Raw genomic sequence first — 19,408 nt, 5'->3', positions numbered from 1 at the left:
GTAGGCCGCGGCGACCCGCTCGATCGCGCTGCGGCTGTCGGTCGCGGCCAGATCGCGCAAGGTGCGGCGCGCCACGTCGCGCGCGGCGCCGGCCGGCCCCAGCGCGGCTGGAATCAGCACGCGCGCGGCGCTCTCGTCGTAGCGGCGCAGCCAGGCGAACGCGCCTTCACGCATCCAGCGGTTGCGGCAGTAGGACTGCGCGAGATCAGCGGCCAGCCCGTCCCATTCGATGCAGTTCACGAGGCGCAGATCCTGGCGCGAGATCTGCGGCATCCAGCGCCGCAGGCTGCTGAGCAGGCGTTCGCCGAGCCAGTAGACGAGCTGCGGCAGCTCGGAGCTCCAGCTGTAGAAGATCCAGCGGCCCGACGGCACGTGTTCGAGGATGGACGCGGCCAACCTCGGCGTCAGATGCGCCAGCAGGCGCGGTCCGGCACCGCTGGTTTTTTCCGGCACGGACTGGAACACGTCCGCATCGGCGGCTTGCGTGGCGAGAACGCGATCGAACGCCTCGGGCCTGATGCCGAGCAACCACAAGGTCTTGCGCGGCAGATCCCAGGACGCGGCGCCGGATGGCAGCCGGTCGGCCAGCCGCGCGATGTCGTAGTCGACGAGGTGCGCGTAGTCGCCCTTGTAGTAGTACCGGTCCGGATCGAGCACGCCGGGACCGTCGCTGCCCCAATGCTCCCAGTGAAATCGCGCGGGCGCCGACAGCGAGGTCAACGCGAGCTCCGGCACCGCGGGCAAGGCCGCCCGATGGCGCCAGGTCGGTGCGCGCAGCACCTCGGGCAGATCCTCGGGCGTGGCCTCCTCGACCGGCTCGCGCGGCTGCTGCAACGCCTGCAGTACCCGTTTCTCGTCGGCGTCGCAGGTCTGCTCGAGCGCCGCGGTCCAGTCGGGGTTTTCCTGCAGCAGCTGCAGGATCAGCTCCGCGGCCGGCTGCGAGCGATTGGGCTTCAGGCGCAGCAGCCGGCGCAGGATGTAGAGCGGCCAGCGCCGCGCGTGATCGGCGATCGCCTCGCGCGCTTCGAGACGCGAGAGGTACTTGAACAGCCGCTCGACGGCCGCGTCGGAATGGATCGCCTTGAGCAGGCGCAGGTCGTCGCCGGAAGCGCGCCGGTCGTCGACGTCGAGCAGGCGGTCGATGGCCGGCAGCGCGCCGGCGCCGTGCCATTTGAGGATCGCGAGCACACGCGTCCGCGTGTCGTAGCGGAACAGCGCCGGCACGGCGTTGCGCTGCAGGATCGCCGGATCCAGCAACTGGTCCAGCGGCGTGTCCGGACCGAAGTTCGCGAGCTGCGCCGCTTCGATCTTCGCCACGTCGGCCTCGCGATTGCGCAGATAGGCGTCCCAGACGATCCGGCCGTCGGGTTCGGCGAACAGTTTCTTCTGCGCAGCGGTCAGCACCATCGGATTCCCCTGTCGGGCGTGCGCCGGCGAACGCCCCTGCGTGCGCGACGGCGTCGCGGAGTCTAGCAAGGGCGCACGGTGCAACCGCCGTGCGCGACGTCGACATCGGGCAGGGAATCCGGCAACGAAAAAGCCGCCTCTGAACGGAAGCGGCTTTCGGCAACGAGTGACGGAAACGGCGTTCGTCGACGCATCGGCAGACTTACGAGGTCATGCGTTCCCAGAACTGCTTGACGCCGTCGAACCACGAGCTCGCGCGCGGGGTGTGTGCGCCGGGCTCGGCGCCTTCGATCGTGCTTTCGAGTTCTTCGAGCAGCTCGCGCTGGCGCCGTGTCAGCTTGACCGGCGTCTCCACGACGACGCGGCAGTGCAGGTCGCCGAGGCGCCCCGAACGCACGTTCTTGACCCCCTTGCCGCGCAGCCGGAACAGCTTGCCGGTCTGGGTCTCGGCCGGCAGGCTGATTACGGCGTCGCCGTCCAGGGTCGGCACGCGCAGCTCGGCGCCGAGCGCGGCCTGAGCGAAGCGGATCGGCACTTCGCAGTAGAGATCGTCGCCTTCGCGCTGGAAGATCGAATGCTCGCGCACGCGCACTTCGACGTAGAGATCGCCGGGCTCGGTGCCGGCCGGGCCGGCCTCGCCCTGCCCGGTCAGACGGATGCGGTCGCCCGAATCGACGCCGGCCGGAATCTTGACCTGCAGGGTCCGCTCATCCTCGACGCGACCTTCGCCGCGGCAGTCCTTGCACGGGTTCGCGACGGTCTTGCCGGTGCCGGCGCAGTGCGGACAGACCTGCTGCACCGAGAAAATGCCCTGCTGCATGCGCACGCGGCCGTGGCCGCGGCAGGTCGTGCAGGTGGACGTCTTGCCGTCCTTGCTGCCGGAACCGTCGCAGGTCTTGCACGCGACGAGAGTCGGCACCTCGATCGTGCGCTCGACGCCGAACACGGCTTCCTCGAGATCGAGTTCGATGACGTAGCGCAGATCGGAGCCGCGGCGAGGCCGGCCGCCGCCGCGGCCGCCGCCGAAGATGTCGCCGAAGATGTCGCCGAAGATGTCGCCCATGTCGGCGCCGTGGAAGCCGCCGCGGCCGCCGCCCATGCCGCCCTGCTCGAACGCCGCATGGCCGTACTGGTCGTAGAGCGCACGCTTCTGCCGGTCGCAGAGGACCTCGTAGGCCGCCTTGGCCTCCTTGAACTTCTCCTGCGCGTCGGCGTCCGGATTGCGGTCGGGGTGGTACTTCATCGCCAGGCGGCGGAAGGCCTTCTTGAGGTCGTCCTCGTCCGCCGTTTTCTCGACGCCGAGGATTTCGTAGTAGTCGCGCTTGGTCATGGTGATCGTCGCCGACGTGCCGGCATTCCCCTCGAATCGCTACTGCCGCGCCGATAAACAAAACGGACAGCCGTGCGGACTGTCCGTTTTGCGTTTCAGCGGCCTTTCGGCTTACTTCTTGTCGTTGACTTCGGTGAACTCGGCGTCGACGACGTCGTCCTGGGTTGCCGCGCCGGCGCCGGTCTGGGCCTGCGGACCGGCGTCGCCGCCGCCCTGGGCCGCCGCGAACAGCGGCTGCGCGACCTGTTCCAGGGTCGTGGTGCGCGAGTCGATCGACGCCTTGTCGTCGCCCTTCATGACCTTCTCGAGATCGCTGAGCGCTTCCTCGATGCGGCCGATCTGGTCGGCGACCTTGCCGCCGTGGTTCTTGATCGCGTCGCGGACCGCATGCACGAGCTGGTCGGCCTTGTTGCGCGAGCCGACGAGCTCGTGGAACTTCTTGTCTTCTTCCTTGTTCGCCTCGGCGTCGCGGACCATGCGCTGGATCTCGTCGTCCGACAGGCCCGAGCTGCCCTTGATCTCGATGCGCTGTTCCTTGCCGGTCTTCTTGTCCTTGGCCTGGACGTGCAGGATGCCGTTCGCGTCGATGTCGAAGCCGACCTCGATCTGCGGCATGCCGCGCGGCGCCGGTTCGATGCCGGACAGGTCGAACTTGCCGAGCGACTTGTTCGCGCTCGCGCGTTCGCGCTCGCCCTGCAGCACGTGCACGGTCACGGCGGTCTGGTTGTCGTCGGCCGTGGAGAAGATCTGCGAGGCCTTGGTCGGAATCGTCGTGTTCTTCTCGATGAGCTTGGTGAACACGCCGCCGGCCGTCTCGATGCCGAGCGACAGCGGGGTCACGTCGAGCAGCAGCACGTCCTTGACCGTGCCGCCGAGCACGCCGCCCTGGATCGCCGCGCCGACGGCGACGGCTTCGTCCGGGTTGACGTCCTTGCGCGGCTCCTTGCCGAAGAAGTCCTTGACCGCTTCCTGCACCTTCGGCATGCGCGTCATGCCGCCGACGAGGATGACCTCGGTGATGTCGGACACGCGCAGGCCGGCGTCGTTGAGCGCGATGCGGCAGGGTTCGATCGTCTTCTTGACGAGGTCGTCGACGAGCGCTTCGAGCTTGGCGCGCGTCAGCTTGATGTTCAGGTGCTTCGGACCCGAGGCGTCGGCCGTCACGTACGGCAGGTTGACCTCGGTCTGGTGCGAGGACGACAGCTCGATCTTCGCGCGCTCGGCGGCGTCCTTCAGGCGCTGCAGCGCGAGCGGGTCGTTGCGCAGGTCGATGCCCTGGTCCTTCTTGAATTCCTCGACGAGGTAGTCGATGACGCGCTTGTCGAAGTCCTCGCCGCCGAGAAAGGTGTCGCCGTTCGTGGCGAGCACTTCGAACTGCTTCTCGCCGTCGATGTCGGCGATCTCGATGATGGACACGTCGAACGTGCCGCCGCCGAGGTCGTAGACCGCGATCTTCTTGTCCTTGCCGCCGGCCTTGTCGAGGCCGTAGGCCAGCGCGGCCGCGGTCGGCTCGTTGATGATGCGCTTGACTTCCAGGCCCGCGATGCGGCCTGCGTCCTTGGTCGCCTGGCGCTGCGAGTCGTTGAAATAGGCCGGTACCGTGATGACGGCTTCGGTCACCGGTTCGCCGAGGAAGTCTTCGGCGGTCTTCTTCATCTTCATGAGGACCTTGGCCGAGATTTCCGGCGGCGCCATCTTCTTGCCGTCGCTGGTCGCGACCCAGGCATCGCCGTTCTCGTGGCCGACGATCGCGTACGGCACCAGGTCGAGGTCCTTCTTCACTTCGGCATCGGTGAACTTGCGGCCGATCAGGCGCTTCACCGCATAGAACGTGTTCTTGGGATTGGTGACGCTCTGGCGCTTGGCCGGCGCGCCGACCAGCGTCTCGCCGTCCTTGGTCAGCGCGACGATCGAGGGCGTCGTGCGGTCGCCTTCGGAATTCTCGATGACGCGCGCCGTATTGCCTTCCATGATCGCCACGCACGAATTCGTCGTGCCCAGGTCGATGCCGATGATCTTGCCCATTGCTTAGCTCCTCGAAGTGGTTCCCGATCCTGCCGGATCGCTGCTGCCGCGGTATCTGTAGCCGCGCAGCGGTTATTCAAGATGGCGGCCGGGCAATCTGCCCGACCGCCCGGAATCCCGATCAGTTGGCGACGACGACCATGGCCGGCCGCAGCAGCCGGTCGTTCAGCACGTAGCCCGTCTGCAAGGTGTTCACGACGGTGCCCGAAGCGTGCGCCGGGCTGTCGATCATGCTGACGGCCTGGTGCAGCGCCGGATCGAACGCCGCATTGGTCGGCCGGAGCGCTTTCAGGCCGTTGGCCTCGCCGACCTTCAGCAGCGCCTTCAGGGTCAGGTCCAGGCCCTGGCGCATCGCGGCGACGTCGGTCGTCTCGACGGCCAGGCCGCTTTCGAGGCCGTCGTAGACCGGCAGCAGGTCCGACAGCAGGCGTTCGTTGGCGAACTTGCGCGCCTGCTCCAGATCGCGCTGCAGGCGGCGGCGCTGGTTTTCCAGCTCGGCGCGCTCGCGCAGCAGCACGTCGCGCATCTCGGCCACGGCGGTCTCGGCCTGGGCCAGCTGCCGGCTCAGGGCTTCCATGTCGGCGTTGACGGCCGCCTCGGCAGCGGACATGCCTTCGGCCCCCTGTGCCCCTTCGGGCGCGGTCGATTCGGTGTTTTGCATTCCAACTCCAGCGAGTAGCTTCCCGTCCCCACGGGCGCGGGATGTCCTAGGAACCGGTCACCCGCGAAAAGCGCGGCATGATACGGGTTGACAAGCCCGCTTGCTATTGGGGCGCCTGATTCCGGTTCAAGGCGCCGGACAGGATCTGCGCGGTGGCCTGCACCACCGGGATGACGCGCTCGTAAGCCATGCGTGTCGGGCCGATGACGCCGAGCACGCCGAGCACGCGTCCCTCCACGCCGTAGGGCGCCGTGACCAGGCTGTATTTGTCCAACGCCGCGAAGCCCGATTCCTCGCCGATGAACAGACGCACGCCCTCGGCGCGGGCGCAGCGCTCGAGCACGGCGAGCAGGTCGCGCTTGCGCTGGAACGCCTCGAACAGTTCGCGCAGGCGGTCCATGTCGGACAGGTCGTGGACGCCCATGAGATTGGTCTGGCCGGCGACGAACATGTCCGGCTGCGGCGCGGTCTGGAACGCGGCCTGGGCCAGTTCGACGGTCGAGGCCATGAGCCGGTTCATCTGGTTGCTGGTTTCCTGCATGTCGCGCAGCAGGCGCAGGCGGATTTCGTCCAGGCGCTGGCCCGAGAACTGGGCGTTGAGGTAGTTCGCGACCTGTTCGAGCTCGCCGGCCGAGTAGGCCCGTTCGAGCTCGATCACGCGGTTCTGCACCTGGCCGTCGACGAACACCAGGATGACCAGGGTGCGACGCTGGTCCAGCGGCACGAAATCGATGAGTCGGAACGGCACCTCCTGGTGCCGCGGCACGGTGACGACGCCGACGAAATGGGTGACCTGGGACAGCAGCGAGGACGCGCTGTTGAGCAGGTCCGGCGTGGTCGCCACGGCCGGCAGCTCGCGGCGCAGTTCCTCGACCTGGGGCTCGCCGAGCGGACGCACCTCCAGCAGGGAGTCGACGAAGACCCGGTAGCCCTGCACGGTCGGCACGCGCCCGGCCGAGGTATGCGGGGCGGCGACCAGGCCGAGCTCCTCCAGGTCCGACATCACGTTGCGTATCGTCGCCGGGCTGACGTCCAGGCCCGAGGTCCGCGCCAGCGCGCGCGACCCCACCGGCTGGCCGTCGGCCACGTACTGCGAGACCAGGGCACGCAGCAGCTGGCGCGCGCGCGCATCGAGCGGTAGGTGGGGAGCATGTCGCGACATGCGGCCAGCATAGCAGGCCGCGGCCGGCGTCTTGGGCCTTGAGACGGCTTCGCGCTAGAGTGCGCGCCCTCGCCATGCCGCCGGGAAACGCGATGCTGCGCTCGTTGTACGTCAAGGACTTTGCGATCGTCGGCGAGGCCGACATCGGCTTCCGCCCCGGCCTCAGCGTAGTCACCGGCGAGACCGGCGCCGGCAAGTCCCTGCTCGTCGACGCGCTGCTGCTGCTCAGCGGCGGCCGCGCCGACGCCGGCGTGATCCGCAGCGGCTGCGAACGCGCCGAGCTGACGGCCGAATTCGACCTGGCCGCGGCGCCGGCCGCGCGCGACTGGCTCGCGGCCGAGGAGCTCGACGACGACGGCGCCTGCCAGCTGCGCCGCGTGATCCGCGCCGAAGGCAGCTCGCGCGCCTGGATCAACGGCCGGCCGGTCACCCTGGCCCAGCTGTCGGCGCTGGCCGAACGCCTGATCGAGATCCACGGCCAGCACGAACACCAGGCCCTGCTCGACCGCGGCCACCAGCTGCGCCTGCTCGACGCGTTCGGCGACCATTCGGCCGAGCTGGCCGCCGTACGCGAACCGGCACGGCGCTGGCGCGAGCTCGGCCAGCGCATGGCCGGCCTCGGCGCCGGCGAAGACAACGGCGAGCGCCTGGCGTTGCTCGAACGCCAGCTCGAGGAACTGGACCGCCATGCGCTCGGCGAAGCCCAGCTGGCCGAACTCAACGACCTGCACAAGCGCCTGGCCAACGCAGGCCAACTCGTCAGCGGCAGCGCCGGCGTCGCCGACCTCGTCGACGGCGACAGCGAGTTCGCGCTGCGCCGCAGCCTGGCGCGCGCGCGCCAGGAGCTCGCGCGACTGGCCGAGCTCGATCCGGCGCTGGCCGCGACGGCCGAAATGATCGAAAGCCTCGAAATCCAGCTCGGCGAGATCGCCGACGCGCTGTCGCGCTACCAGGACGGCCTGGAACTCGATCCGGAGCGCCTGGCCGAGGCCGAGGCGCAGCTGTCCAAGCTCCACGAGCTGTCACGGCGCCATCGCCTGCCCATGCACGAGCTGCGCGGCCGCGCCGAGGAATTGCGCGCCGAAGTCGAATCCCTGCGCGATGCGGGTTCGCTGCTCGCGACGCTGGAGCGCGAGCGCTCGGCCGCGGCCGAGCAGTACCGCGAGGCCGCACGCCGGCTCAGCGAACGCCGCGCCGCGACCGCGCGGCGCCTGGCCGGCGAGATCAGCGGCCTGATGGGCGAGCTCGGCATGGCCGGCGGCCGATTCGAGGTCGCGCTGGAGCCCGCGGCCAAGGCCGATCCCGACGCGCTCGGCGCCGAACGCTGCGAGTTCCTCGTCAGTGCGAATCCGGGCCAGCCGGCGCGCGCGCTGCGCAAGGTCGCTTCCGGCGGCGAGCTGTCGCGCATCAGCCTCGCGATCGAAGTCGCCGCGCTGGGCCTCGACGACGTCGCGACCATGGTGTTCGACGAAGTCGATTCGGGCATCGGCGGCGCCGTCGCCGAAGTGGTCGGCCAGAAACTGCGCCGCCTCGGCAGCGCGCGCCAGGCGCTCTGCGTGACCCACCTGCCCCAGGTCGCCGCCCAGGGCCACCAGCATTTCCGCGTCAGCAAGCACGCCGTCGACGGCCAGACCTTCACGCAGATCGAGGCGCTCGACGACAAGGCCCGCCGCGACGAGATCGCGCGCATGCTCGGCGGCATCGAGATCACCAAGGAAACCGTGGCCCACGCGCGGCAGATGCTCGAGCGCGCCGCGCGCGACTGAGCGCGCCGCCCAGCGCATCGACTCGGTGGAAAAGTCCGCGTGCGCGGCGAACGTGGCCGCGTCGTCGACGGCGCGGTCGATGAACAGCGGACAGCGCACGCACATGCCCGGTTCGTTGCCGGCGACCATGTCCAGACGCAGCGCCGCGAGCCGCGGATCGTGCCAGACCTCCTCGAACGACAGTCCTTCGCACATCTGGCCGAACGGCTGGTCCGTATGGCAGTCGGAATACGGGAACACGTTGGAGCGCGCGTCGATATACAGCGAATCGGACGGCTTGCGGCAGCGGACGTGGCAGGCGTCGGGATCGGGCGCTGCGCGCAGCTGCACGCGCCGCCGCCCGAGCAGCAGTCGCTGGTCGCCGCGCTCGCGCGCGATCACGTGGATCTGCAGGCTGTCGCCAGGCATTCCGGCCGGCAGCGCGCTGCGCCGCAGCGCGAACGTCCAGCCGGCGCGATGTGCGAAGGGCTGGTCCGGATAGGCGGCGGCGACGTCCGCGCGTACCGTTGTGGAAACAGGCACGGCCGTTCGGCACCAGGCCGTCGGCGTCGATCCGTTCCGGCGGCTCGCCCGGCGCCGGGTCGCGATGATGGCGGACACCGTCACCGCCCGCCCAGCCGACGCCGGGCCGGCCGTGGCATGGTGTATCGGGGGACGGCCTGCTACCATCCGCGCGCTTTCAGGTGGCGCGAGGACGTCTGGACGTCCGAACGCTTAAACGGGAAGCCGGTGGAATCCCGGCACTGCCCCCGCAACGGTAAACGAGTCAAGCGCGGCATCACGCCACTGGAGCGATCCGGGAAGGCGCCGCGCCGGAGCATCGCTCCGCTCGTGAGTCCGGAGACCGGCCTGCAGCGGTCAGGCTCGCGCCGCGAGCCGGGCCTGGTGGTGTCGCGGAGGGCGACGCCGCGGCGAACGAGCCACCGGCCCCGTCTCCGCTGCCGTCTTCCTTCCGCGAACCGGACTTTTCGCCGTTCGACCGCGCGGGTGAGCGCGGAGGAAGACTCATGCACCGCAAGACGCTTTGCGCGGCTGTCGCCGCGTTCCTGACCCTGCCCGCCGCGCCGCTGCTGGCCGAACCGGCACCGCATACGCCCGAGCTCGACGACATCGTCGTCACCGCCACGCGCACGGCCGTGACCGTCGACGACAGCCTCGCACCGGTCAACGTGATCACGCGCGCGGACATCGAGCGCCTGCAGGCGCGCTCGCTGATCGACCTGCTGCGCGGCCTGCCCGGCGTGTCGCTGTCGAGCAACGGCGGCCCCGGCAAGCAGGCTTCGCTGTTCCTGCGCGGCGCCGAATCGGATCATCTGCTCGTGCTGATCGACGGCGTGCGCATCGGCTCGGCCACGGCCGGCAGCGCCGCGTTCCAGGACCTGCCGGTCGAGCAGATCGAACGCATCGAGATCGTGCGCGGCCCGCGCTCGAGCCTGTACGGCTCCGAAGCGATCGGCGGCGTGATCCAGATCTTCACGCGCCGGGGCCAGGGCCAGGGCCTGCTGCCGCAGTTTGCCGCGACGATCGGCAGCCACGACACGCGCGAAGCCAGCGCGGGGCTCAGCCTCAACGGCGAACGGGGCTGGCTGTCGGCCAACCTCGCCCACAGCGACACCGACGGCTTCAATTCCTGCCGGCCCAACCCCGGCGCCGGCTGCTTCACCGACGAGCCCGACGACGATCCCTACCGCAATTCCTCGCTGTCCCTGAGCGGCGGCTGGCGCTTCGGCGAAGCCGGCGACCTGCAGGCCAACGCGCTGCGCGCCGAGGGCCGCAACACGTACGACGGCAGCTTCGTCAACGAATCGATCTACCGCCAGCAGGTCGTCGGCGGCAAGCTGCGCCTGCAGGCGCACGAGCGCCTCGTCGTCAACGTGAGCGCCGGCCGCAGCGAGGACTACTCGGACAACTACGGCAACGGCGTCTTCCAGAGCAAGTTCGACACGCGCCGCGACAGCTACTCGCTGCAGGGCGACATCGGCGTCGGCGAAGCGCAGCTCCTCAGCATTGGCGCGGACTATCTCGACGACCGCGTCGACAGCACGACGGCCTACGACGAACGCTCGCGCAACGTGACCGGCGTGTTCGCCCAGTATCAGGCCAAGTTCGGCGCGCACGACATCCAGGCCAGCCTGCGCAACGACGACAACGAGCAGTTCGGCGCGCACGATACCGGCAGCCTGGCCTGGGGCTATGCGCTGAACGACGACCTGCGCCTGGTCGCGAGCTACGGCACCGCATTCAAGGCGCCGACCTTCAACGAACTGTATTTCCCAGGCTTCGGCAATGCCGCGCTGACACCCGAGGAATCGCGCAGCGTCGAGGTCGGCCTGCGCGGCCGCGCAGGCGCGGGTCGCTGGGAGCTGCACGCGTTCCAGACCCGCGTCGACGATCTGATCGCCTACGACGCGGCGACATTCGCGCCCGGCAACATCGACGAGGCGCGCATACGCGGCGTTGAGGCGAGCTGGGCGACGAGCCTGGCCGGCTGGAACCTCGACGGCAGCCTGACCCTGCTCGATCCGAAGAACGACGGCGCGACGATCTACCACGGCAACGAACTGCCGCGGCGCGCGCGCGAATCGGCGCGCATCGACCTCGACCGCCGCTTCGGCGCGTTCGGCCTCGGCGCGACCGTCAACGCGCAGGGCGAACGCTACGACGACCTCTCCAACGCCCGCCGCCTCGGCGGCTATGCGACCGTCGATCTGCGCGCCGAATACGCATTCTCGGCCGACTGGCTGCTGCAGGCCCGCGTCGAGAACGTCGCCGACCACGACTACGAGACCGCCGCGTTCTACAATCAGCCCCGTCGCAGTTATTTCGTCACCCTGCGCTACCGTCCGGCCCGTTGAGCCGGCGACGGCGGCGGCCATCCCGCCGCCGCCGAGCGCTTTCCTTTCGCCGCCAGGAGTTAGTCCATGAAGTTCCTGCCCACCGCCAAGCAATCGCTGATCCTGCTCGCCCTGATGGCGCTGATGCTGGTGACCCGCTATCACCATCTCGGCAGCGCGCTGCACCTGCCGGACGCGTCGATGGCGATTTTCTTCGTCGCAGGCTTCTACCTGGCCGGCACGGTCGCGCTGCCGCTGCTGCTGCTCGAGGCCGGCCTCATCGACTACATCGCGATCAGCCTCGCCGGCGTCAGCGATTTCTGCGTCACGCCGGCCTATTCCATGCTCGTGGTCGCCTACGGCGTGCTCTGGTACGGCGGCGCGTTCTACGCGAAGAAGCTGTACAAGCCGCAGCCGTCGACCGCGCTTCCGGCCGGCCTGATCGCGCTGGCCAGCTGCCTTCTCTCCTTCCTCGTCTCCAACGGCTCGTTCTACTGGATGGGCGGCCGCGTCGCCGACGCGAATCTCGCCGACTACGTGCAGAACTTCCTGCGCTACATGCCGAGCTTCGTCGGCGTGGCGCTGGCCTACATCGCCGTGTTCGGCCTGGCCCATGCGATCGGCGTGGTCGCGCTCGGCGAGCGCCAGGCCGGCGCCAAGCAGGCGTGAGCGAATCCGAAGACGCCGCGGCGGCCCAGCGCCACCGCGAACGCATGCAGCGCAAGAAGGCCGTCGTCGACGCGGGCATCAGTCGCGCGACGATCGAGCGCGGCGTCGTCGTGGTCACGACGGGCAACGGCAAGGGCAAGAGCTCGTCGGGCTTCGGCATGGTCGCGCGCGCGCTCGGCCACGGCTTTCGCGTCGGCGTCGTGCAGTTCATCAAGGGCAGCTTCGCGACCGGCGAGGAAGCGTTCTTCCGGCGTTTCCCCGACGAGGTCAGCTACCACGTCATGGGCGAAGGCTTCACCTGGGAGACCCAGGACCGCGAACGCGACATCCGCGCCGCCGGCGCGGCCTGGGACAAGGCCGCGGCGATGCTGGCCGATCCGGCGTTCGATCTCGTGCTGCTCGACGAGCTCAACATCGCGCTGAAATACCAGTACGTCGATCTCGCCGCGGTGCTCGCCGCGCTCGCGGCGCGCCCGCCGCGGCAGCACGTCGTCGTCACCGGCCGCGCCGCGCCGCCGGCGCTGATCGAGGCCGCCGACACGGTGACCGAGATGAACGTCGTCAAGCACGCCTATGCGGCCGGCATCAAGGCACAGAAAGGCATCGAGCTCTAGGCCGCTCCACATGGCCGCACTGGTGCTCGGACTGCTGCTGGACCACCTGCTCGGCGAGCCGCGGCGCTGGCATCCGCTCGTCGGCTTCGGCCGCTGCGCGAACGCGCTCGAAGCGCGCCTGTACCGCGACAGCCGCGCTGCGGGCATCTGCGCCGTCGTGCTCGCCGTCGCGCCGTTCGTGCTGCTCGCGGCCTGGCTGCAGTCGTTGCCGTTCTTCGGCTCGGCCTTCGCCGCGTTCGCGCTGTATCTCGCGCTCGGCCTGCGCAGCCTGCGCGAGCACGCCGAACCGGTCGCCGACGCGCTCGACTACGGCCGGCTCGACGAAGCCCGCGCCGCGGTGGGCCGCATCGTCAGCCGCGACAGCGGAGATCTCGACGCGACCCAGGTCGCGACGGCCGCGACCGAATCGGTGCTCGAGAACGGCAACGACGCGGTATTCGGCGCGCTGTTCTGGTTCGCCGTGGCCGGCGCGCCCGGCGTGGTCGCGTTCCGGCTCGTCAACACGCTCGACGCGCTCTGGGGCTATCGCACCGAACGCTACGAACGCTTCGGCTGGGCCGCCGCGAAGCTCGACGATCTGCTGAATCTCGTCCCTGCCCGGCTGACGGCGCTGTCCTATGCGCTGGCCGGCCGTTACCGCCCTGCGATGGACTGCTGGCGCCGCCAGGCGCCGCTCTGGGACAGCCCGAACGCGGGACCGGTCATGGCCGCCGGCGCCGGCGCGCTCGGCGTACGGCTCGGCGGCGCGGCGCCTTACGACGGCGTCTGGCACGAGCGGCCCGCACTCGGCGGCGGGGCGGCACCCGACGCGGAGGCGATACGTCGCGCCCTCGCGCTGGTCCATCGTGCGGTCGCCCTGTGGCTTGCCGCGCTGCTATCGGCCGGCATGCTTCGCGCGTTCCTGATCGAGGCCCTCTGAATGCCGCTGTACGGTGCCCGATGGAACCGGGCGTCGTTCGCGCAGCGCGCCGCAGCGGAGACGCCCGATGCTTGAGCACGGCGGCCGCCTGCATCGCGCCGCGGCGCAGTACGGCATAGCGGTGTCGCGGTGGATCGATCTGTCGACGGGCATCAACCCGCGCGGATGGCCGCTGCCGCCGATACCGCGCGAGGTCTGGACGCGGCTGCCCGAGGACGAAGACGGACTCGAGGCCGCCGCCTGCGACTACTACGGCTGCCGCGCGCTGCTGCCGACGTCCGGAACGCAGGCCGCGATACAGGCGCTACCGGGGCTGCGCGAACCCGCACGCGTCGCCGTACTCGCCCCGTCATATGCGGAGCACGCGCAGGCCTGGCGGCGCGCCGGCCACGACGTCGTCGCGACGGATGCGGCGTCACTGGCGTCGGGCGACGTCGATGCGGACGTCGCCGTGATCGTCAATCCGAACAATCCTACCGGTGCCCGCGTCGGCATCGATGCGCTGCTCGCGCTGCACGCGCGCCTCGCCGCGCGCGGCGGCTGGCTCGTCGTCGACGAGGCCTTCGTCGACATGACCCCCGAATGCAGCCTGGCCGCCCATACGAGCCGCGAAGGGCTCGTCGTGCTGCGCTCGCCCGGGAAGTTCTTCGGCCTCGCCGGCGCGCGCGCGGGTTTCGTCCTCGCCGGGGAATCGCTGCTCGCGCGCCTGCGCGAACGGCTCGGTCCCTGGACCGTCGCCGCGCCGACGCGCTGGCTGCTGCAGCACGCGTTCGCCGATCGCGACTGGCAGGCCGCCGCGCGCGCGTCGCTCGCGGCCGACGGCATCCGCCTGCGCGGCCTGCTCGAACGGCACGGCCTCGCCGTCAGCGGCGCAACGGACCTGTTCCACTGGATACGCACGCCGGATGCCGCGTACTGGCACGAGGCGCTCGCGCGCGAGGCCGTGCTGACGCGCCGCTTCGACGCGCCGGCCAGCCTGCGTTTCGGCCTGCCCGGCGACGAAGCGGCCTGGGACCGGCTGGCCGAGGCGCTCGCGCACGCGGCCGCGGCGCGAGTCACGACAGTGCAAGTCACCGCGGTGGCTTCGGCGGGAACCCATCCACTCCCTTCCCTTGAAGGGAGGGGTTTCCAAGAGCCCTCCCTTTCGACAGGGCGAGTGAGTCGCCACCCGGAGGCGCCGGTTCCGGTGATTCGGAGCGCGCAACGGGCCGGCGGGTTGGATGGAAATGGGGTTTCTCCCGCCGCAGCGATACCGGCATCCCGCCGCGCCGCCGTGCTCATGGTCCAGGGCACGACCTCCGATGCGGGCAAGAGCACGCTGGTCGCGGGCCTCTGCCGCTGGCTGTACCGCCGCGGCGTCGCCGTCGCGCCGTTCAAGCCGCAGAACATGGCGCTGAACTCGGCGGTGACCGTCGACGGCGGCGAGATCGGCCGCGCCCAGGCGCTGCAGGCCCAGGCCGCGGGCCTGCCGCCGCATACGGATTTCAATCCGATCCTGCTCAAGCCCGACAGCGATCTCGGTGCCCAGGTCATCGTGCACGGCCGCGCGATCGGCAACCGGCAGGCGGCGGAATACCACGACTACAAGCGCGCCGCGCTGCAGGCCGTGCTTGCCTCGCACGGGCGCCTGGTCCGGCAGTACCGCGCCGTCGTCGTCGAAGGCGCGGGAAGTCCGGCCGAAATCAACCTGCGCGCGAACGACATCGCGAACATGGGTTATGCGGAAGCTGTCGACTGCCCGGTGATCCTGATCGCCGACATCGACCGCGGCGGCGTGTTCGCGCATCTCGTGGGCACGTTGATGCTGCTCTCGCCCAGCGAACGGGCGCGCGTGCGCGGCTTCGTCATCAACCGTTTCCGCGGCGACCCCGGCCTGCTGCAGCCGGGCCTGGACTGGCTCGAGCGCGAGACCGGCAAGCCCGTGCTCGGCGTGCTGCCGTATCTGCACGGCCTGGATCTCGATGCCGAAGATGCGCTGCCGCGCGAAGCCGGCCGCGACGCCGCGCTGCGCGTCGTCGTGCCGGCGCTGCCGCGGATCAGCAACCACACCGATTTCGACGCGCTGCGCCTGCACCCGGCCGTGGACTTCCGCTACGTCGGGCCGGGCCAGTCTCCGCCGCCGGCCGATCTGATCGTGCTGCCCGGCTCCAAATCGGTACGTGCCGATCTGGCCTGGCTGCGCGACAACGGCTGGGAAGCCGCGCTGGAGACGCACCTGCGCTACGGCGGCAGGCTGCTCGGCATCTGCGGCGGACTGCAGATGCTCGGCCGGCAGATCCACGATCCGCACGGCATCGAAGGCGCCGCCGGCAGCAGCGCCGGCCTCGGCCTGCTCGATCTCGAAACCACTCTGGAACCGGACAAGCAGCTGCGCCGCGTGCACGGCGAGCTGCGTTTGACCGATGCCGCCGCCGCGGTCGAGGGCTATGAAATCCATTGCGGCGTCAGTCGCGGCGCGGCGCTCTCGCGCCCGCTGCTGCGGCTCGCCGACGGCCGCACCGACGGCGCGCTGTCGGACGATGGGCGCATCGCCGGGACGTATGTGCACGGCCTGTTCGACACGGCCCCGGCCGGCACGGCGTTGCTGCGCTGGGCCGGCCTGGCCGATGCGCAGGCCGTGGACCGCGCGGCGCTGCGCGAGCGAGCACTCGACCGGCTGGCCGATGCGGTCGAAGCCCATCTGGACCTCGCCGCGCTGCGGCGCCTGCTCGACCTGGACCCCGGAGACGACCGATGCGCACCCTGATCCTCGGCGGCGCCCGCTCGGGCAAGAGCGCGCTGGCCGAACGCCTGGCCGCGGCGCACGACGCCGTGCTGTACGTCGCGACGGCCGCGGCCGGCGACGACGAGATGTCCGCGCGCATCACGCATCACCGCGAACGCCGGCCGGCGCACTGGCAGCTGCGCGAAACGCCGCTGCAGCTGGCCGGCACCCTGCGCCACGAAGCGCACGCGGCGCGCTGCATCCTCGTCGACTGCCTGACCCTGTGGCTCAGCAACCTGCTCTGCCGCAAGGACGAAACGCTGTTCGCCGCCGAACGCGCGGCGCTGCTCGCCGCGGTCGAGGACGTTCCGGGCGAGCTCATCCTCGTCAGCAACGAGGTCGGCCAGGGCGTCGTGCCGCTCGGTGCGCTGACGCGGCGCTTCGTCGACGAAGCCGGCCGCCTGCATCAGGACCTCGCCGCGCGCTGCGAGCGCGTGGTGTTCACGATCGCCGGGCTCCCGCAGCTGCTCAAGGGCAGCCTGTGAGCCGATCCGGCCGCGCCCGCGCCGCGCATCGCGGCGATTGAATTTTCCTTCGACATTTCAAAAGGCCTTCGCCATGGACCTCGCCTGGCTGGAACACCCCGTACGCCGTCCCGATGCGGCCGCCCGTGAGGCCGCGCTCGCGCGCCAGGCGATATTGACCAAGCCGGCCGGCGCGCTCGGCGAGCTCGAACGGCTCGCGGTCACGCTCGCGGCGCTGCAGGCGAGGACCTGCCCCCGGCTCGCTTCGGTGCACATCGCCGTGTTCGCGGCCGACCACGGCGTCGCCGCGGCCGGCGTATCGGCCTACCCGCAGGCCGTGACCGGCGAAATGGTGCGCAACTTCGCCGCCGGCGGCGCCGCGATCAGCGTGCTCGCGCGCGAGCTCGGCGCAACGCTCGACGTCGTGCACCTCGGCACGGTCAACGATCCCGGCGCGTTGCCCGGCGTGCGCCGCGACTGGATCGCGCCGGCGACGGCGAATTTCCTCGAGGCGCCGGCGATGGACGCTGCGCAGTTCGCCCAGGCGCTGACGGCGGGCCGGCGCAGCGCCGATGCCGCCGCCGATGCCGGCGCCGAGCTGTTCGTCGGCGGCGAGATGGGCATCGGCAACACGACCGCGGCCACGGCGCTGGCCTGCGCCCTGCTCGACGCGGACCCGCTCGCACTGACCGGCGCCGGCACCGGCCTCGACGCGGCCGGCATACGCCATAAGGCCGACGTGATCGCGCAGGCGCTGGCGCTGCACCGCAGTCACGTCGCCGATGCGCGCGAGGCGTTGCGCCGGCTCGGCGGTTTCGAGATCGCCGCGCTGGCCGGCGCCTACGTCGCCGCGGCGCAGCGCGGCGTCGCCGTGCTCGTCGACGGCTTCATCGCATCGATCGCCGCGCTCGCGGCCGTGCGTCTGAATCCGGCCTGCCGCGACTGGCTGCTGTTCGCCCACCGGTCGGCCGAGACCGGCCATGCGCGCGTGCTGGCCGCGCTGCAGGCGCAGCCGCTGCTCGATCTCGGCCTGCGCCTCGGCGAAGGCAGCGGCGCCGGCGTCGCCGTCCCGCTGCTGCGGCTGGCCTGCGCGCTGCACGCCGGCATGGCCACGTTCGCCGAAGCCGGCGTCTCGGACAAGGCCTGATGCTCGTGCTGATGCGTCACGGCACGACCGGCCAGCCGAGCTATCGCGGCCGCCTCGACGATGCGCTCAGCGACCTGGGCTGGGCGCAGTCGCGCGCGGCCGTGGCCGACACCCACTGGGACCTTCTCGTTTCTTCCACCCAGCGGCGCTGCGCGGACTTCGCGCGCGAGCTCGGTGCCGCACGCGGCCTGCCGCTGCGTCTCGACGCGCGCCTCGTCGAATACGACTTCGGCGCCTGGCAGGGCCGCCGCATCGACGACCTCCAACGCGAAGAGCCCGACGCGCTCGCGCGCTACCGCGCCGATCCCGAACGGTGCCCGCCGCCCGGCGGCGAAGACTTCGCCGCGTTCGGCCGGCGCGTCGTCGCCGCGCTCGACGCCGCGAACGCCGATCCGGCGCAGCGCGTGCTCGTGCTGACCCACGGCGCCGTGATCCGCTGGGTGCAATGCCGCCTGGCAGGACTGCCGTTCGGCGCGATGGCCGAAACCGGCATCGCCAACGCGTCGCTGCACGCGGTCGCCTGGCCGGGGGCCGCGACGCGCGGCGACGAACGCCGCGGCGCCTGCGTCTAGGGCTCCGGCTCCGCGAGTTCGCGCGTGCAGGACGGATCTTCCCGCGTCGCGACGGCCGTCAGCCGATAGCGGGCAGGCTCGCCGGCGATGCGGAAAACGCGCTTGCCGCTGCCCACGTCGAGCGCCACCTGCACGGCGCCGTCGGCACACTGCCGCGTCGCGCCGAAGATCAGCGTCGCGCCGCCCTTGCGCAGGGACTGCAGCTGCGCATGGGCCGCCCGCAGCGCGGTATCGGCCGCCGACCAGCGCTGCGCCTGCGCCCACGGCGAAACGAGCCATTCGTCGACGAAGCCGCGCGGCGACGAGGCGACCGGCGCGACGCGTTCGACTGCCGTGCCGTTCACCGCGTAGCGGCGTACGTACTCGCGGTTGTGCACGTCCAGGTCGACGCTGGAACCATGAAAGCGCAGCTCCGCATGCGCCGCGTCCACGCTCAGGCGGCCCAGATCGTCGCCGCCCCACCAGATGCCGTGATTCTCGGCCAGCAGCACCTGCGGCTTGACGGCGGCGGCACCGGGCCGTGCGATCGCGAAATCGATGACCGACCAGGCCGAGCTGCACCACGGCCGCACATGCGCGGTCGCGACGAACCAGCGGCCGTCGGCGTCGCGCGGCGAGACCGCGTACTGGAACGCGCCCCAGGCGCTGTCGATGCGATCGTAGGCCGCGCCGGTCCATTGCAGCGCCGGCCGCCACTGCGCAGCGCGGCGCTCGTACAGCAGCCACAGCGCGTCTTCGCCGCAGGGCACGTCGAAACGGGCGACGACGCTGAGCAACGCGCCGGCCTGCAGCAGCTGCACGTCGAAACGCGGCTTCCCCGTCGGAGCCTCGGCCCCGGTCGTCGCCGGCGCCGTGCCGACGTGCGCCGCCAGGGCCTGCGCGAACGCGCCGGGCTGCGGCTTCGCCTCGGCCAGACAGGCGGCTTCGGCATCCACGAGCCGGGCCAGCGTCTGCTTCAGCACAACGATGGCATCGCGCACGGCCGGCGTGAGCTCGGGCTCGGCCTCGCCGCCCAGCGCCTGCTTCACGATCGCCTGCGGCGCCGTCAGTGCCGCGGCCGCCGCCGTCGCCGAC

15 protein-coding genes, 1 pseudogene and 1 riboswitch are annotated in these 19,408 nt (G+C 70.9%); of the genes and pseudogenes, 10 read left to right on the top strand and 6 right to left on the bottom strand.

Annotation, left to right across the window (positions count from 1 at the left end; translation table 11 throughout):
* The 5 genes from NON22_RS08195 to hrcA form a co-directional block, all read right to left on the bottom strand.
* The coding region (locus NON22_RS08195) for a hypothetical protein (RefSeq protein WP_257386441.1) at positions 1 to 1,407 on the bottom strand (1,407 nt) is incomplete at its 3' end.
* A 202-nt stretch (positions 1,408 to 1,609) separates the two neighbouring features.
* A complete protein-coding gene (gene dnaJ / locus NON22_RS08190) occupies positions 1,610 to 2,737 on the bottom strand; it encodes a molecular chaperone DnaJ (protein WP_257386440.1) in 1,128 nt (375 codons plus the stop codon).
* Positions 2,738 to 2,848: 111 nt separating this feature from the next.
* Positions 2,849 to 4,762: a molecular chaperone DnaK gene (gene dnaK / locus NON22_RS08185; RefSeq protein WP_257386439.1), complete on the bottom strand. Its 1,914-nt coding sequence runs from the start codon at positions 4,760 to 4,762 to the stop codon at positions 2,849 to 2,851.
* Between the two features lie 121 nt (positions 4,763 to 4,883).
* Positions 4,884 to 5,423 (bottom strand): nucleotide exchange factor GrpE, encoded by a 540-nt coding sequence (gene grpE, locus NON22_RS08180; protein WP_257386438.1) that lies wholly within the window; start codon positions 5,421 to 5,423, stop codon positions 4,884 to 4,886.
* A 103-nt stretch (positions 5,424 to 5,526) separates the two neighbouring features.
* Positions 5,527 to 6,585, bottom strand: a complete 1,059-nt coding sequence (gene hrcA, locus NON22_RS08175; protein WP_257386437.1) for a heat-inducible transcriptional repressor HrcA — start codon at positions 6,583 to 6,585, stop codon at positions 5,527 to 5,529.
* 92 nt (positions 6,586 to 6,677) lie between these two features.
* Here hrcA and recN point away from each other — a divergent pair, with 92 nt between their 5' ends.
* The 10 genes and pseudogenes from recN to NON22_RS08125 all read left to right on the top strand — a co-directional run bounded on the left by recN (position 6,678) and on the right by NON22_RS08125 (position 18,334).
* The gene (gene recN / locus NON22_RS08170; protein WP_257386436.1) at positions 6,678 to 8,351 is read left to right on the top strand and encodes a DNA repair protein RecN; all 1,674 of its coding nucleotides are present in this window, start codon (positions 6,678 to 6,680) and stop codon (positions 8,349 to 8,351) included.
* 664 nt (positions 8,352 to 9,015) lie between these two features.
* Positions 9,016 to 9,218, top strand: a riboswitch (cobalamin riboswitch).
* A 140-nt stretch (positions 9,219 to 9,358) separates the two neighbouring features.
* The gene (gene btuB, locus NON22_RS08165) at positions 9,359 to 11,206 is read left to right on the top strand and encodes a TonB-dependent vitamin B12 receptor (RefSeq protein ID WP_257386435.1); all 1,848 of its coding nucleotides are present in this window, start codon (positions 9,359 to 9,361) and stop codon (positions 11,204 to 11,206) included.
* 66 nt (positions 11,207 to 11,272) lie between these two features.
* Positions 11,273 to 11,854 (top strand): hypothetical protein, encoded by a 582-nt coding sequence (locus tag NON22_RS08160; protein WP_257386434.1) that lies wholly within the window; start codon positions 11,273 to 11,275, stop codon positions 11,852 to 11,854.
* Positions 11,851 to 12,468, top strand: a complete 618-nt coding sequence (gene cobO / locus NON22_RS08155; protein ID WP_257386433.1) for a cob(I)yrinic acid a,c-diamide adenosyltransferase — start codon at positions 11,851 to 11,853, stop codon at positions 12,466 to 12,468. The genes NON22_RS08160 and cobO overlap by 4 nt, the downstream gene beginning before the upstream one ends.
* 10 nt (positions 12,469 to 12,478) lie before the next feature.
* Positions 12,479 to 13,387, top strand: coding sequence for an adenosylcobinamide-phosphate synthase CbiB (gene cbiB / locus NON22_RS08150; RefSeq protein ID WP_257386432.1), 909 nt, complete (start codon positions 12,479 to 12,481; stop codon positions 13,385 to 13,387).
* 67 nt (positions 13,388 to 13,454) lie between these two features.
* Positions 13,455 to 14,435: pseudogene (gene cobD, locus NON22_RS08145) on the top strand (threonine-phosphate decarboxylase CobD); the annotation flags it as partial.
* 231 nt (positions 14,436 to 14,666) lie between these two features.
* Positions 14,667 to 16,133, top strand: coding sequence for a cobyric acid synthase (locus NON22_RS08140; RefSeq protein ID WP_257386442.1), 1,467 nt, complete (start codon positions 14,667 to 14,669; stop codon positions 16,131 to 16,133).
* Entirely contained in the window at positions 16,121 to 16,636 is a 516-nt protein-coding gene (gene cobU, locus NON22_RS08135) for a bifunctional adenosylcobinamide kinase/adenosylcobinamide-phosphate guanylyltransferase (protein ID WP_257386431.1), read from the top strand. The genes NON22_RS08140 and cobU overlap by 13 nt, the downstream gene beginning before the upstream one ends.
* 73 nt (positions 16,637 to 16,709) lie before the next feature.
* Positions 16,710 to 17,762 carry a nicotinate-nucleotide--dimethylbenzimidazole phosphoribosyltransferase gene (cobT, locus tag NON22_RS08130; protein WP_257386430.1) on the top strand — a complete coding sequence of 351 codons (1,053 nt, stop codon included), beginning with the start codon at positions 16,710 to 16,712 and terminating at the stop codon, positions 17,760 to 17,762.
* The gene (locus NON22_RS08125) at positions 17,762 to 18,334 is read left to right on the top strand and encodes a histidine phosphatase family protein (protein ID WP_257386429.1); all 573 of its coding nucleotides are present in this window, start codon (positions 17,762 to 17,764) and stop codon (positions 18,332 to 18,334) included. Before cobT ends, NON22_RS08125 begins: the two co-directional genes overlap by 1 nt.
* Here NON22_RS08125 and NON22_RS08120 read toward each other — a convergent pair.
* On the bottom strand, positions 18,331 to 19,408 hold a 1,078-nt coding region (locus NON22_RS08120), incomplete at its 5' end, for a hypothetical protein (RefSeq protein WP_257386428.1). The two genes, NON22_RS08125 and NON22_RS08120, sit on opposite strands and share 4 nt — an antisense overlap.

This window comes from Tahibacter caeni (assembly GCF_024609805.1).
GTDB classification, from domain to species: domain Bacteria; phylum Pseudomonadota; class Gammaproteobacteria; order Xanthomonadales; family Rhodanobacteraceae; genus Tahibacter; species Tahibacter caeni.
This window is presented reverse-complemented; position numbering and strand designations above follow the sequence as displayed.

What these genes read in the sequence shown, in the direction of transcription:
- recN (WP_257386436.1), top strand. Translation starts at nt 6,678, where the DNA reads ATGCTGCGCTCGTTGTACGTCAAGGACTTTGCGATCGTCGGCGAGGCC.
- NON22_RS08125 (WP_257386429.1), top strand. Translation starts at nt 17,762, where the DNA reads ATGCTCGTGCTGATGCGTCACGGCACGACCGGCCAGCCGAGCTATCGC.
- btuB (WP_257386435.1), top strand. Translation starts at nt 9,359, where the DNA reads ATGCACCGCAAGACGCTTTGCGCGGCTGTCGCCGCGTTCCTGACCCTG.
- dnaJ (WP_257386440.1), bottom strand. Translation starts at nt 2,737, where the DNA reads ATGACCAAGCGCGACTACTACGAAATCCTCGGCGTCGAGAAAACGGCG.
- grpE (WP_257386438.1), bottom strand. Translation starts at nt 5,423, where the DNA reads ATGCAAAACACCGAATCGACCGCGCCCGAAGGGGCACAGGGGGCCGAA.
- NON22_RS08160 (WP_257386434.1), top strand. Translation starts at nt 11,273, where the DNA reads ATGAAGTTCCTGCCCACCGCCAAGCAATCGCTGATCCTGCTCGCCCTG.
- cbiB (WP_257386432.1), top strand. Translation starts at nt 12,479, where the DNA reads ATGGCCGCACTGGTGCTCGGACTGCTGCTGGACCACCTGCTCGGCGAG.
- dnaK (WP_257386439.1), bottom strand. Translation starts at nt 4,762, where the DNA reads ATGGGCAAGATCATCGGCATCGACCTGGGCACGACGAATTCGTGCGTG.
- cobU (WP_257386431.1), top strand. Translation starts at nt 16,121, where the DNA reads ATGCGCACCCTGATCCTCGGCGGCGCCCGCTCGGGCAAGAGCGCGCTG.
- NON22_RS08140 (WP_257386442.1), top strand. Translation starts at nt 14,667, where the DNA reads ATGGTCCAGGGCACGACCTCCGATGCGGGCAAGAGCACGCTGGTCGCG.
- cobT (WP_257386430.1), top strand. Translation starts at nt 16,710, where the DNA reads ATGGACCTCGCCTGGCTGGAACACCCCGTACGCCGTCCCGATGCGGCC.
- hrcA (WP_257386437.1), bottom strand. Translation starts at nt 6,585, where the DNA reads ATGTCGCGACATGCTCCCCACCTACCGCTCGATGCGCGCGCGCGCCAG.